The sequence below is a fragment of the Vibrio splendidus genome (assembly GCF_003345295.1).
GTDB classification, from domain to species: domain Bacteria; phylum Pseudomonadota; class Gammaproteobacteria; order Enterobacterales; family Vibrionaceae; genus Vibrio; species Vibrio splendidus_K.
Map to the genome: position 1 here is coordinate 3,488,013 of NZ_CP031055.1, position 13,520 is coordinate 3,501,532.

8 protein-coding genes and 17 tRNA genes are annotated in these 13,520 nt (G+C 45.0%); 20 read left to right on the forward strand and 5 right to left on the reverse strand.

Going from position 1 to position 13,520, the window contains the following annotated elements:
* Window positions 1–44: 44 nt before the first annotated feature.
* From DUN60_RS15755 to rsgA, 4 genes are all read right to left on the reverse strand, one after another.
* Window positions 45–1,925, reverse strand: coding sequence for a methyl-accepting chemotaxis protein (locus tag DUN60_RS15755; protein WP_114634282.1), 1,881 nt, complete (start codon window positions 1,923–1,925; stop codon window positions 45–47).
* 254 nt (window positions 1,926–2,179) lie between these two features.
* A complete protein-coding gene (locus tag DUN60_RS15760) occupies window positions 2,180–3,595 on the reverse strand; it encodes an SLC13 family permease (RefSeq protein WP_004733348.1) in 1,416 nt (471 codons plus the stop codon).
* A gap of 297 nt (window positions 3,596–3,892) precedes the next feature.
* Window positions 3,893–4,804 (reverse strand): archaetidylserine decarboxylase, encoded by a 912-nt coding sequence (gene asd, locus DUN60_RS15765; protein WP_114634283.1) that lies wholly within the window; start codon window positions 4,802–4,804, stop codon window positions 3,893–3,895.
* A 125-nt stretch (window positions 4,805–4,929) separates the two neighbouring features.
* Complete coding sequence (gene rsgA, locus DUN60_RS15770; protein WP_004733350.1) at window positions 4,930–5,985, reverse strand: small ribosomal subunit biogenesis GTPase RsgA; 1,056 nt, start codon at window positions 5,983–5,985, stop codon at window positions 4,930–4,932.
* 149 nt (window positions 5,986–6,134) lie between these two features.
* Between rsgA and orn the strand changes: the two genes are divergently transcribed.
* From orn to DUN60_RS15860, 18 genes are all read left to right on the forward strand, one after another.
* Window positions 6,135–6,680: an oligoribonuclease gene (gene orn / locus DUN60_RS15775; protein ID WP_004733351.1), complete on the forward strand. Its 546-nt coding sequence runs from the start codon at window positions 6,135–6,137 to the stop codon at window positions 6,678–6,680.
* A gap of 179 nt (window positions 6,681–6,859) precedes the next feature.
* Window positions 6,860–6,935, forward strand: a tRNA-Gly gene (locus tag DUN60_RS15780).
* Window positions 6,936–6,995: 60 nt separating this feature from the next.
* A tRNA-Met gene (locus tag DUN60_RS15785) sits at window positions 6,996–7,072 on the forward strand.
* 55 nt (window positions 7,073–7,127) lie between these two features.
* Window positions 7,128–7,203, forward strand: a tRNA-Gly gene (locus tag DUN60_RS15790).
* 121 nt (window positions 7,204–7,324) lie between these two features.
* A tRNA-Met gene (locus DUN60_RS15795) sits at window positions 7,325–7,401 on the forward strand.
* A gap of 75 nt (window positions 7,402–7,476) precedes the next feature.
* Window positions 7,477–7,552: transfer RNA gene (locus DUN60_RS15800), tRNA-Gly, on the forward strand.
* 60 nt (window positions 7,553–7,612) lie between these two features.
* A tRNA-Met gene (locus DUN60_RS15805) sits at window positions 7,613–7,689 on the forward strand.
* A gap of 75 nt (window positions 7,690–7,764) precedes the next feature.
* Window positions 7,765–7,840 (forward strand) — tRNA-Gly (locus DUN60_RS15810).
* Window positions 7,841–7,900: 60 nt separating this feature from the next.
* Window positions 7,901–7,977: transfer RNA gene (locus DUN60_RS15815), tRNA-Met, on the forward strand.
* Window positions 7,978–8,054: 77 nt separating this feature from the next.
* A tRNA-Gly gene (locus DUN60_RS15820) sits at window positions 8,055–8,130 on the forward strand.
* A 60-nt stretch (window positions 8,131–8,190) separates the two neighbouring features.
* Window positions 8,191–8,267, forward strand: a tRNA-Met gene (locus DUN60_RS15825).
* A gap of 59 nt (window positions 8,268–8,326) precedes the next feature.
* Window positions 8,327–8,402: transfer RNA gene (locus tag DUN60_RS15830), tRNA-Gly, on the forward strand.
* A gap of 87 nt (window positions 8,403–8,489) precedes the next feature.
* A tRNA-Met gene (locus DUN60_RS15835) sits at window positions 8,490–8,566 on the forward strand.
* 77 nt (window positions 8,567–8,643) lie between these two features.
* Window positions 8,644–8,719: transfer RNA gene (locus tag DUN60_RS15840), tRNA-Gly, on the forward strand.
* A gap of 51 nt (window positions 8,720–8,770) precedes the next feature.
* Window positions 8,771–8,847, forward strand: a tRNA-Met gene (locus tag DUN60_RS15845).
* Between the two features lie 56 nt (window positions 8,848–8,903).
* Window positions 8,904–8,979: transfer RNA gene (locus DUN60_RS15850), tRNA-Gly, on the forward strand.
* A 61-nt stretch (window positions 8,980–9,040) separates the two neighbouring features.
* Window positions 9,041–9,117: transfer RNA gene (locus tag DUN60_RS15855), tRNA-Met, on the forward strand.
* Window positions 9,118–9,194: 77 nt separating this feature from the next.
* Window positions 9,195–9,270: transfer RNA gene (locus DUN60_RS15860), tRNA-Gly, on the forward strand.
* A 631-nt stretch (window positions 9,271–9,901) separates the two neighbouring features.
* Here the strand turns inward: DUN60_RS15860 and queG are convergent.
* Window positions 9,902–11,044: a tRNA epoxyqueuosine(34) reductase QueG gene (gene queG / locus DUN60_RS15865; RefSeq protein ID WP_114634284.1), complete on the reverse strand. Its 1,143-nt coding sequence runs from the start codon at window positions 11,042–11,044 to the stop codon at window positions 9,902–9,904.
* A gap of 247 nt (window positions 11,045–11,291) precedes the next feature.
* On the opposite strand from queG, the gene tsaE reads away from it, so the two are divergent.
* On the forward strand, window positions 11,292–11,756 hold the full coding sequence (tsaE, locus tag DUN60_RS15870) for a tRNA (adenosine(37)-N6)-threonylcarbamoyltransferase complex ATPase subunit type 1 TsaE (protein WP_004735870.1): 465 nt from the start codon (window positions 11,292–11,294) through the stop codon (window positions 11,754–11,756).
* Window positions 11,750–13,471, forward strand: coding sequence for an N-acetylmuramoyl-L-alanine amidase (locus DUN60_RS15875; protein ID WP_114634285.1), 1,722 nt, complete (start codon window positions 11,750–11,752; stop codon window positions 13,469–13,471). The genes tsaE and DUN60_RS15875 overlap by 7 nt, the downstream gene beginning before the upstream one ends.
* The last annotated feature ends 49 nt before the right edge of the window (window positions 13,472–13,520 follow it).

A 13,520-nucleotide genomic window follows, 5' to 3' on the forward strand; every position in this document is an offset into this window, starting at 1 on the left:
GTGGTCCAACTTACTTTGCTTGAGGCGCGCTATACCTCAAAGTGCTATACCTTAAAGCGCTCTACGTCTTGGCGCATTGACTCTGCAGCGCCGCTCATTTCATTTGAGCTATTGCGGCTGCTTTCCGCTTGTTGTGCTAGATCGTCAGAGGCATCTTTGATTCCTTGCGTATTACGGCTGATGTCCTCGCTTACGGCGCGTTGCTCTTCTGCAGCACTCGCGATTTGCAGCGCCATGTCGTTGATTTCAGTGATCGCTTGCGTGATTTTAGTCAGGCTGCCATGGGCTTGTTCTGCGAAGCCAACACTGTTCTCTGCCAGTTGAGTGCTGGTGGTCATGCTTTCAACGGCATGTTCAGTATTCTTTTGCAGCGTATCAATCATCACGCGGATTTCTTCGGTCGATCCATGCGTTCTCTGACTTAACACGCGCACTTCATCGGCCACAACCGCAAACCCACGACCTTGTTCACCCGCACGAGCGGCTTCAATCGCTGCATTCAATGCCAACAGGTTGGTCTGTTCGGCAATGCCTTGAATGGTGGATAGGATCTGATTGATGCTTTGCGCATTGCTCTCTAATTCACGAATAACATTGGCTGCATCTTCAACTTGAGTCGCCAAGCCAGTAATCGCATCGCGGTTTTGTTGGATTACCTCTTGTCCTTCGTTACAAGCGGTAGCGGATGCCTGAGAAGCGGATGCTGTTAATTCGGCATGACTAGCCACTTCGGCTGCGGTGGCGGACATCTCATGAATCGCGGTCGCAATTTGGTTGATATCGTTTTGTTGATTCTCAACGCTAATCGAAGATTGGGTCGCCAGTTGATTGGCTTTCTCTGCATGATTGTTGAGATCGTGGCTGTGTTCTATCACGCCCTTCAACATGCTTTGCATTTGACTCAAGAACTGGTTCACAAGCTCGGCAAGTTTACCAATCTCATCCATACGTGTTATATCAATACGCTGAGTGAGGTCGCCTCTGCCTTGTGCGAGCTGAGTCAGCGCTTCTGACAAGGTTTGTAATGGAGAAAGTAGGCGGTTGATGACCATTGTGCTCGCAATTGAAATGATGATGTACAACACCAAAGAGGTCAGCGTGATGAATTGAATGGCATCGGATACAGCAGAAAACGCCATGTCTTTATCGATAACGATACCTAACGACCAATCAGTATTCGGGACATTGGCAATATAGACCAGCTTATCGCCTTGACCAGGCCAAGTGAGAGTGGTGATTATTTGGTTTTGGAGCAGTTGTGACACCTTGTTGGTTGTGAGTTCCGGATTCAAACTGGTCAGTGGTTTTTGACTCAGTTCTTCATCACTGTAGGCCACAATGTTGTTATTGCCGTCGACTAAAAACGCAAAACCATCGTTCTCGAGTTTTACATTAAGCACGGTATCAATAATGCTGGTTACGGTTAGATCGGCCGCGAGAACACCTTGTCTATCGCCACTGAATGCTTTCGCAAAGCTGATGACAATGCTGCCGTCAAAATCTTGATAAGGTTCGGTAATGATGAGATCTGATGTTGCGTTTGCATCTTTATACCAAGGGCGCGTGCGCGGGTCGTAGCCTGCTGGCCAATCTTCACCTTTGTCACCATAGGCGATAGTGCCATCGCTGAACCCTGCATAAACAGACAAGAATTGTCCGGCTTGCTTGGTGATCAATAACTCGCGATCAGAGTTGCTATTGCTTGAAATGGTCGATTCATTGGCAAGCATCATATCACTGCGGATTGAGAGCCAATCGGCAATGTAATTGGTGGTGCCAACACTGACATTTTTCATTTCTTGGTTAATCGCGACTTCAGTCTCTTGAGTCAGCTGATTAACTGATATCCAAGCTTGAGCGCCACTCACGACGGCGATAATGACCGCAATCGCGATCTGAATTTTAAACTTAATAGTATGTCTCAAGGTCTATTCCTCTCTATTAGACAAAAACCTAATTACGTACTTGATGGTGAATTGGTGTGTCTCTGATGCGTGTATAGTGCCGTTGTCTTGATGTTGGTAAATGTGTTTAAAATCAAAAATTTAAAATGACCTATCGTTATTTTTAATAAACCGTGAAGTAGAATCACAATTATCTATCGATTAAAAACTGCTAAACCCTCCAGATAGCGAAATCACGATTGCTATCTGGAGGGCTATAGTGAGAATTTAACGTGCTAGGTGATAATAAACAGTGCGAGGTAGACCATCAGCAAGCCGACGATCCCTAAGATGATACCCATCTTCGCCATGTCTTTACTTTCGATGAGCCCGGTCGAGTAGGCCAACGAGTTTGGTGGTGTCGATACGGGTAAAATCATACCTAGCGATGCAGAGAAGGCGACCACAACCAGTAGTCCTTGCAGGCCTCCTATCGCAACCAAGCTTTCCATGGATGCGCCAATCGCAGCGGCGATCGGCATCAACAAGTTGGCAGTCGCGGTGTTCGACATGAAGTTCGCCATTAACCAACATACGATTGATAACGTTAGCACTACCGCCGTTGGTGAGAGCGACTCATAATCAATCGCGTGTGCGAGTGCCACGGCTAAGCCTGTTTTATCTAGTCCTATACCAATCGCAATACCACCTGCTACTAGCCACAATACATCCCAGTTAATCAGCTTAAGTTCTTCTTTGCCCATGATGCCCGTTAGGGTAAAGACAGCCAGTGGAATGATAGACACCACATAGGTGTTCATACCATGCAGTTTGGTGGTCATCCACAATAGGATGGTGGCGGCGAAGGTGACGTAAACCACAATCGCACGCCAGCTTTTTCTAAATTGGCCATCAAGCTTGAGCACCATGTTTCTTTCCTTGGACGGGAAAAATTTCTGTAGAAGGAACCAAGCGATGGTCAGTTGAATGATTACGAAGGGCAAGCCCATCATCATCCAGCTAAGGAAGTCGATACTGTTCTCACCCGTCAGGTATTGAAGTGCGATGGCGTTGGGTGGTGTACCTATGGGTGTCGCGATACCACCGGTGTTAGCAGCAATTGGAATACACAACACCAACGCCTTGATCCCCATGTCGCCTTTTGGTGCTGACGCCACGATTGGGCCTAGCAGTGCGAGCATCATTACCGTTGTTGCGGTATTTGACATGAACATTGAGAACACGGCGGTGATCAGCATTAAGCCGAGCATAATGAAGCGCGGTTCTGTACCAAATGGTTTGAGCAATACTCGGGCTAAGTTGTTGTCGAGTTCGTACTTAGATGCCGATATCGCGAGCGCAAAACCACCCATGAAGAGGATGATGATTGGTGACGAAAATGCACCGAATATGTCGGTATATTTGATTAACTCACCGAGATCGTGCCCCGCTGGTGGATTTCTAAATAGGTGTAAGCCTTTGTCGGAAATCATCACCAGTTCAAGCGCAATGATCAAAATGGAAGTGGCGAATACCGGAACGGGTTCAAGCACCCACAGTAGAGCGGCCAACAAGAATATTGCCAACAAGCGGTGTTGAATCAGCGTGAGATCATCGATTGGTATTGAATCTATCGGCATGAATAACACGCCCAAGGGAATCGCAAAACAAATCAACAGCTTGGCTAGAACGCCAACATTGAGTTTAGGCATGTACAAAGACCCTATGAATAAAATATCTTCAAATAGAGTAAGTTATCTGGATTTTTGGTACTTGGAGACGGGTTGTAAAATCGGAAAGTTGTTTAAGGTTTCGACAGTTGTTTTGTTTTTGGTCAATCTTTTTATGAGGTAATTCGACGTACTGCTCGTTGAGAATAAGGTTATCGGTAGTTAGATTGGTTGAAACCTTGAAGGGAAATGTCTCGAACTAGATAAGAAAAAGGCGCGTTATTCTCTAAAAATAGAAAACTAACGCGCCCTTAAAGCTTACTAAGTTAACTCAGAGAGTTAGACTTGGTCTGTGTTCTCTGTTGAATCAACAGCTTCAGTCTCAGCGTCTTTGCCCGCCATATGCGCGAAAGGGGTGCCTAGAACGGTTTTCTCGCCATTTTGCATCGTTTCGTCAAACTTGATTGCGTCTTTAGCGAACAGGTTGATAACCGTTGAACCAAGCTTAAAGCGGCCCATCTCTTCGCCTTTCTTCAAGACGACGGCTGTATCACCTTGTGCAGGGTAATCCCATTTGTAAACTGAGTTACCACGAGGTGGAGTAATGGTGCCAGCCCATACTTGCTCGATGCTGCCAACGATAGTTGCGCCAACCAGCACTTGTGCCATTGGGCCAAACTCAGTATCAAAGATACAAACCACTCGCTCGTTACGTGCGAATAGGTTTGGAACGTTCTCTGCCGTTAACGGGTTAACTGAGAAAAGGTCACCCGGAACGTAGATCATCTGACGCAGTGTGCCGTCACATGGCATGTGCACGCGATGGTAATCACTTGGCGACAAGTAAAGCGTTGCGAACTCGCCGTCTTTAAATTCATCCGCTAGAGCAGCATCACCACCAAGCAACTCACGTGCTGAGTAGTTGTGGTTCTTAGCTTGAATCAGTTGACCGTCAGTAATTGGGCCAAACTGACTTACGCGAGCATCAGCGGGGTGAACAATCACGGATTCGCCTTCAGCGACAGGGCGCATGCCTTCTTTTAATTCACGTACGAAGAATTCATTGAATGTCTTAAAGTGTTTTGGATCGCTATGCAGAGCTTCATCCATGTTTACTTTGTATTGCTTGATGAACCAGTTGATGATCGCTGTCGTTAAGCCACCCGCTTTAGCAGATGCCAGTTTACCGACGAGGCGAGTTAGCCCATGCTGTGGGATCCAGTACTGCAATCCAACTTTAATCTTATCCATTGTATTAATTTTCCAATGCTAATTGTTTTTCAATTAAATCTGTCGATGACGGTTTAGGGCGCGAGATGTTACTTAAATTCGCGCCAATTGTCAGTAAATGCACACATTTGTTCACAAAAACGCGATTAGAGATCGGCTTTCTTACTTCGTGAGTACTGACGGTTATCTTTGTTGTCAGCCATTGTTTCAATAATGCGATGGTAGCTAGCAAAACGTAAGCGGCTAATTTTACCGTCTTCAACGGCTTCACGTAGAAGGCATCCAGGATCGTCATTGTGTTTACAGTCACGGAATTTACAACCACCTAGGTATGGTTTGAATTCAATGAAAGCATCAGTGACTTCATCGGGTTCTAAATGCCATAGGCCGAATTCACGTACCCCTGGGGAATCGATAAGATCACCACCAGAAGGGAAGTGATACAAACGCGCTGCAGTCGTAGTGTGTTGACCCAGTCCTGAGTTTTCAGAAACCGCGCCTTCTTCAATGTCTAATGTTGGCATGAGTGCATTCACTACGCTGGATTTACCTACGCCAGATTGACCAACGAAAATGTTGATACGATCTTTCAGTTCGGCTTCCAACTCTTTGATGCCGTAACCCGACTCTTTACTGACGAACATGACTTTATAGCCGATTTTCTCGTATATTTTCAGCGTTTCGCGGTATTCGCTAATTTGTTGTTCTGTCAGCAAGTCGACTTTATTGAGCACAACTAACGGGGCAATATTCACCGTTTCAGAGGCGATCAAGTAACGGTCGATGATATTAAGTGATAGCTCTGGCAGTACAGCTGAAACGATAACCATTTGGTCAACGTTTGCGGCAACCGGTTTTAGGCCGTCATAGTAATCAGGGCGAGTTAGCATTGACGTTCTTGGCTCAACGGCTTCTACAACACCAGAGATGCCGGCCATTGATTCAAGTCCTGCGCGCCAAATGACTTTGTCTCCAGAAACTAACGTTTCAATACTGCGGCGTAAGTTACAACGGTGAACTTCGTTGGTTTCAAGATCTTCGATATCGGCATGTTGGCCAAAGCGCGTAATTACGAGTCCGCTTTTTGTTCCGCCAAGCATGTTCTCATCCCACTGGATAGAATCTTCTTTCTTGAGTCGCTTGTTCTGGTTGCTACGTACACGACGCACTTGACCTTTGGTTAACTTCTTTTTTTTAGCCACAATTTTTCACTTAACACATCTAACTTGATGATTGAGGACTCAAACGGAATGTTGTTGGTACCATTGATTTCGATGGCCCTAAAGCTAGTTTGAGTATAGTTATTTGGGTATAGTACCTCTTTTATACATAAACAAATAGGCGACGCCTTATGTCCTTTAGCGATCAGAACCTTATTTGGGTTGATCTAGAGATGACAGGACTTGATCCTGAAACTCATAAAATCATTGAAATTGCTACTATCGTTACTGATAGTGAGCTTAACATCCTGGCTGAAGGACCTGTTTTGGCTATTCACCAACCTCAGAGTGAACTGGACAAGATGGACGAGTGGTGTACAACCACCCACACCGGCAGCGGCCTAGTAAAACGAATTCAAGAAAGCACGGTTTCAGAGCAAGAGGCTATTCAACAAACGATTGAGTTTCTTGAGAAGTGGGTACCAAAAGGCAAATCACCGATTTGTGGTAACAGCATTGGCCAAGATCGCCGTTTCTTATACAAACACATGCCAGAGCTGGAAGAGTACTTCCATTACCGTTATGTCGATGTAAGTACCCTGAAAGAGCTGACTCGTCGCTGGAAACCCGAAGTACTTGATGGTTTTTCAAAGTCGGGAAGTCACCTTGCATTGGATGATATTCGTGAGTCGATCGCTGAACTGCAGTACTACCGAAAAACGATTATTAACATCTAATCAGATCAAATGATCACGTTTATCTAACTTTTCAGGGACATAAGAGCTGATTTTTTTGCAAATCTGCGTGCTTTTACAGCAGTTGAGTAAAAACTTTCGTAATTTTGCATTAAGGACTTGCATCACAAAAAAATGCTCTTATAATTCGCAGCCCTGAACGACGAAAGACGTTTCAGATTGCGATACTAGCTCAGTTGGTAGAGCGCAACCTTGCCAAGGTTGAGGTCATCGGTTCGAACCCGATGTATCGCTCCAATTTCTTTCTTAGGATTGATGTTGGGAAATAGACTCATTGACTTAAACAATGCATCCGGACGCGGGATGGAGCAGTTTGGTAGCTCGTCGGGCTCATAACCCGAAGGTCGTCGGTTCAAATCCGGCTCCCGCAACCACATTACAGTTAAGCGCCATTTATTGCCAAGGCAGTAAGAGCAGCGATTAGCTAATGCGATACTAGCTCAGTTGGTAGAGCGCAACCTTGCCAAGGTTGAGGTCATCGGTTCGAACCCGATGTATCGCTCCACTTTTATTCGAACAAGAAGTCATATTCTTAGAAGTCATCTCCTAGAGAAAGTACTCAGAATGAAAATGGTTTAGTCTCATTGTCCTTAAACGGTAATGATGCGAAAAGAGAAACATCCGGACGCGGGATGGAGCAGTTTGGTAGCTCGTCGGGCTCATAACCCGAAGGTCGTCGGTTCAAATCCGGCTCCCGCAACCACATTACAGCTAAACGTTGATAGCTTCTTTGCAGTAAGAACTTAGCTTCTAGCAGATAAGTTTAACGGTTAACTAAGCGATACTAGCTCAGCTGGTAGAGCGCAACCTTGCCAAGGTTGAGGTCATCGGTTCGAACCCGATGTATCGCTCCAATTTCTTTCTTAGGATAGGCGTTGGGAAATAGACTCATTGACTTAAACAATGCATCCGGACGCGGGATGGAGCAGTTTGGTAGCTCGTCGGGCTCATAACCCGAAGGTCGTCGGTTCAAATCCGGCTCCCGCAACCACATTACAGCTAAACGTTGATTGCTTCTTTGCAGTAAGAACTTAGTTTCTAGCAGACAAGTTTAACGGTTAACTAAGCGATACTAGCTCAGCTGGTAGAGCGCAACCTTGCCAAGGTTGAGGTCATCGGTTCGAACCCGATGTATCGCTCCAATTTCTTTCTTAGGATTGATGTTGGGAAATAGACTCATTGACTTAAACAATGCATCCGGACGCGGGATGGAGCAGTTTGGTAGCTCGTCGGGCTCATAACCCGAAGGTCGTCGGTTCAAATCCGGCTCCCGCAACCACATTACAGTTGAACGTTGATTGCTTTCTTGCAGTAAGAACTTAGCTTCTTAGCAGAAAAGATGAATGGTTAGCTTATGCGATACTAGCTCAGTTGGTAGAGCGCAACCTTGCCAAGGTTGAGGTCATCGGTTCGAACCCGATGTATCGCTCCAATTTCTTTCTTAGGATTGATGTTGGGAAATAGACTCATTGACTTAAACAATGCATCCGGACGCGGGATGGAGCAGTTTGGTAGCTCGTCGGGCTCATAACCCGAAGGTCGTCGGTTCAAATCCGGCTCCCGCAACCACATTACAGTTAAACGTTGGTTTGATGCTTCTTAGCAGACAAGATGAACGGTTAGCTTATGCGATACTAGCTCAGTTGGTAGAGCGCAACCTTGCCAAGGTTGAGGTCATCGGTTCGAACCCGATGTATCGCTCCACTTTTATTCGAACAAGAAGTAGTATTCTTAGAGCCTTGCTCAGAATGAAAATGGTTTAGTCTCATTGTCTTAAACAATGCATCCGGACGCGGGATGGAGCAGTTTGGTAGCTCGTCGGGCTCATAACCCGAAGGTCGTCGGTTCAAATCCGGCTCCCGCAACCACATTACAGTTAAACGTTGATTACTTTCTTGCAGTAAGAACTTAGCTTCTTAGCAGACAAGATGAACGGTTAGCTTATGCGATACTAGCTCAGTTGGTAGAGCGCAACCTTGCCAAGGTTGAGGTCATCGGTTCGAACCCGATGTATCGCTCCAAATTCTCTCTTTTTAGAGAACAGAGTCATTAACTTAAATAATGCATTCGGACGCGGGATGGAGCAGTTTGGTAGCTCGTCGGGCTCATAACCCGAAGGTCGTCGGTTCAAATCCGGCTCCCGCAACCACATTACAGTTAAGCGCCATTTATTGCCCAAGGCAGTAAGAGCAGCGAATAACTAATGCGATACTAGCTCAGTTGGTAGAGCGCAACCTTGCCAAGGTTGAGGTCATCGGTTCGAACCCGATGTATCGCTCCAAATTCTTTCTTAGGATTGATGTTGGAAATATAGAGTCATTAACTCAAATAATGCATCCGGACGCGGGATGGAGCAGTTTGGTAGCTCGTCGGGCTCATAACCCGAAGGTCGTCGGTTCAAATCCGGCTCCCGCAACCACATTACAGTTACACGTTAGTCACTGCTTTACAGTAAGCACTTAGCTTCTTAGCAGACAGAATTAACGGTTAACTAATGCGATACTAGCTCAGTTGGTAGAGCGCAACCTTGCCAAGGTTGAGGTCATCGGTTCGAACCCGATGTATCGCTCCAGCTTTCTTCTAAAAAGCTATTAAGACTCTTTAAGCCACCGTGTTTTTCTTTAGATCACAGAGTTTAAAGACGACCTTAAAGGTCACGCTCTTTCTTTAATGCTGCGAAGCATAATCCCCCCAAAAAGCAAATAATCCTCCATCATGGTGGATATTTTTTTGTCTTAAATTTTTCTTAGCAACTGGAATGCTAGTAAACATCAGGTCTCTGAAGCAGATACTTGAGGTTTTTCACATCTATAAACAGACTTATCCACAAAATGTTAGGTGTGGATAACTTGGTTGATAAAGTTATTTCAGACTTAATTCTTTACATATCCCCAAAAGATCTTTCTTGTTTTCAATATATTAGCTGAATTACAGTGATCGTAACTTGTTGTTTTTTATCAGTTTGAGTGTTTATCTTGAATTTGATAAAAGATCGTTAACTTGTTGTTTTTTGATCTTAATCATTTATCGGTACTGTGTTTAACTTTGTGAGAGTGTCGGAAGTTTACGAGAGTTCTGAATTTTTTCCACATTGCTGAAATTGAGAACAAGGTCAAACATTGTTCTAAAATTATGTGCAACGAGTTGTCTTAAATCTTGGACTGTTGGCGTCCGTTAGTCCGCCAATCGTTGGTACCTAAAGGCTAGGCGTCTCTCGGTAGTCCTTTTTCCACGATACGGATAAGTCTGTGCTTTTTGGTGGAGACTTTATTCTTGCCTTCTTGGATGCTACTGGCATTCGGCAACTGTTGTAGTTGTTTATTCAAAGCCCACTCAATATGCACATCTAGCATTTCATTTTTGCCTTGATGAGATTCTAGTGTTTCAACAATGCGTTGTTGAAATGGCGCATTGCCCATAGCAACAAAGATATTGCGCAACCACTGGGTGTGGCCGATACGTCTTATTGCTGAGCCTTCCATTTTCTTTAGGAAGGTTGCTTCGTCCCAACTTGAAAGTGAAACCAGATCGGCTTCTTGGAAATCTTCTCTACGATGAAAGTCTGTTTGCTCTGTGAGTTCCGCATGACGATTCCACGGGCAAACTAACTGACAGTCATCACAACCATAAATACGGTTACCAATTGCGTTTCTAAATTCTTCCGGGATCACACCATCGTATTCGATGGTTAAGTACGAAATACATTTTCGAGCATCCACTACGCCATCAGCAATAATGGCACCCGTTGGGCAAGAAGTGATACATGCGGTGCATTTGCCGCACTCATCAACACTGGGCTCATCAACAGGAAGCGGGATATTAACCAACAGCTCTCCTAGAAAGAACCAAGAGCCCGCGTCTTTATCGAGAATTAACGAGTGTTTACCTGTCCAACCCAGCCCCGCTTTTTGAGCGAGCGGTCTTTCTAAAATAGGCGCTGAATCCACGAAAGGACGTGAGTCTAAACCTTCGACCTCTTTTTCGATTCTTTGTCCCAGCTTTTTCAACTGGTTACGGAACAATTTGTGATAATCGCGGCCTAAAGAATAACGGCTGATATAGCCTTGAGTGGTATCGCTTAGGTTAGAAGCAAACTGAGCTTCTGGTGGCAGGTAGTTCATTCGGGCGCTGATCACTCGAATGGTGCCTGGATGAAGTTCATCAGGACGTGCACGCATCATTCCATGTCGAGCCATCCAATCCATTTCGCCGTGGTTGCCAGCATCTAGCCATGCTTGAAGAGGGGCTTCGTGTTCACTTAAATCAACATCGCAGATGCCAACTTTTTGAAAGCCGAGCTCTTTTCCCCAGATTTTAATTTTTTCAGCAAGATGGTCTAGATTCATGGCTTCATTCTTAATTCTTATTTTCTCTGTTTTACAATTAGAGATAAGGCTAATTAAAACTAGGTTCGGCAAAAATGGGGGCGGATCTTAACGGATCTTAGTGATATTGACCAGAACTGACGTGTTTTGATCAGTATTTTTCATAGAACTTACACTTGAGTGCTTGTCTACTAAAAGCATCACGGTTTACTATTCTTGTTCTTTTGATTTTTATATAGTCAACGATCGATTTTTAGAGAACGTATTCATGAGCACGAAACAATTTACTTTGAAAGATGAACAAGCAACGATTCAATTAGGGACGGAGCTTTCTAATCTTTGCTCACAGCAGACGACTATTTATCTGCATGGTGATCTTGGCGCAGGTAAAACGACCTTCAGTCGTGGCTTTGTAAAAGCACTTGGCCATCAAGGAAATGTAAAGAGCCCAACGTATACTTTAGTTGAACCTTATCAACTTGCCGATTGGCAGGTATATCACTTCGATCTTTATCGCTTAGCCGATCCTGAAGAATTGGAGTTCATGGGGATTCGTGATTACTTCACACCAGATGCTATCTGTTTGGTTGAATGGCCTGAGAAAGGCTATGGGATGCTACCAGAAGCCGATTTGGACATTGATATTCGTTACCAAGACGACCACCGTATTGTTTCTTTAACCGCTAATAGTGAATACGGACAGCGCTTACTTAGTCAGTTGGAGTTATGTTGATTTCTAGACGCCTTATTTCAGCAGTAGCCATGATGGCTGCTGTTTTTTCTATACTGTTTTCTTCACTTGTTTCTGCAAACTCACTGAAAAGTTTAAGGGTTTGGCCTTCCCCAGAAGAAACTCGTGTGGTTATTGACTTAAAATCAGAAGCGGACTTTAGCTATTTCACCTTGAGTAGCCCGAGTCGTTTAGTGGTCGATTTAAAAAAGACCAACCTTGCAACTAAGTTACCGGTCGTGGTGAAAGATAGCCCCGTTCTATCTAAGATTCGTAAGAGTTCTCCGCCAGACAAAAACACCTATCGCTTGGTTTTTGAGTTGAAGAAGTCCTCTACAGCGGAGTTGTTTAAACTCAGCCCGACTCCTGGTGGTCAGTACGGACATCGTCTGGTGATCGATCTACCTCATGGTGTGGCAAGCAAGGGGACTACGACGTCGAAGCCGAGTAAACCAACGGTGAGCAAAAATATTAATCAGGTTAAACGTCAGAAAGACATTCTGATCGTGATTGACCCTGGTCACGGTGGTGAGGATCCAGGCTCTATTGGTCCAAGTCGTAAGTATGAAAAGAATGCGACTCTGAGTATTTCTCGTAAGCTTGCTGCACAGTTGAATGCGGTTCCTGGGATTAAAACTCGTATGACCCGTAACGCCGACTACTTTGTAAACCTTAACCGACGTGTCGCGATTGCTCGTGAAAACGAAGCTCATCTGTTTATCTCTATTCACGCGGATGCTTTTACGACCCCTCAACCAAGAGGTGGTTCGGTGTTTGTGTTGAATACTCGACGCGCAAATACTGAGATCTCTCGATGGATCGAGAACAAAGAGAAGCAGTCTGAATTACTCGGTGGTAGCGGTGCGGCTTTCACTGGCAATATTGATGATAAGAACGTAAACCAAACTCTGCTTGATTTGCAGTTCAGCCACTCACAGAAAGAGGGCTATAAGCTCGCAACCACCATTCTGTCTGAGATGGGTAAGGTTGCTAAGCTTCATAACAGTAAACCAATCAATACCAGTTTGGCGGTATTACGTTCACCACAGATACCATCGGTCTTGGTCGAGACGGGTTTTATTTCGAATCCGACCGAAGAGAAGCTGCTCTTCCAACGTTCGCACCAAGATAAATTGGCACGAGCAGTGACCAAAGCGGTCGTTAAGTATTTGAAGGCTAACCCGCCAGAAGGGATTATCTTGTCTAATGCAACGTCGTCAACGGGTAGCGTGAGCCAACATAAAGTGTCTCGTGGTGAGTCTCTGTCTGTGATTGCGAGTAAATATGGCACCTCGACACAGACGTTGATGAAATTCAACAATCTGAAATCGAGCAGCCTAGCGATCGGCCAAGTGCTTAAGATCCCAAGCAGTGCTTCAGGGTCATCATCAAGCAGCGCAGTGAAAACCAAGACCATAACCCACACGGTTAAGTCTGGAGAGTACCTAGGCAAGATAGCCAGCCGTTACAAAGTACGGGTAGCTGATATCAAACGTGAGAACCGCTTGAAGTCTGAAACATTGAAAGTGGGTCAGAAGCTACGTATTACGGTTGAAGTGAAAGATGTCCCTCTGCGTAAACATAAAGTCGCAAGAGGTGATTATCTTGGCAAGATTGCTTCGAAATACGGCGTGAGTGTTAACAGTATTCGCCAAGCGAATAAGCTACGATCTGACAGCCTAGCGGTAGGGCAGGTGTTGATTATTCCGCACAAGTAAGCTTTTTAACGCAGACATGTTTCCATCAATGGCAGTAAGGTAGCTGTAA

Bases quoted from the DNA above. Each gene is read 5' to 3' on its own strand.
- DUN60_RS15760 (WP_004733348.1), bottom strand. From the start codon at position 3,595: ATGCCTAAACTCAATGTTGGCGTTCTAGCCAAGCTGTTGATTTGTTTT.
- asd (WP_114634283.1), bottom strand. From the start codon at position 4,804: ATGGATAAGATTAAAGTTGGATTGCAGTACTGGATCCCACAGCATGGG.
- orn (WP_004733351.1), top strand. From the start codon at position 6,135: ATGTCCTTTAGCGATCAGAACCTTATTTGGGTTGATCTAGAGATGACA.
- queG (WP_114634284.1), bottom strand. From the start codon at position 11,044: ATGAATCTAGACCATCTTGCTGAAAAAATTAAAATCTGGGGAAAAGAG.
- tsaE (WP_004735870.1), top strand. From the start codon at position 11,292: ATGAGCACGAAACAATTTACTTTGAAAGATGAACAAGCAACGATTCAA.
- DUN60_RS15875 (WP_114634285.1), top strand. From the start codon at position 11,750: ATGTTGATTTCTAGACGCCTTATTTCAGCAGTAGCCATGATGGCTGCT.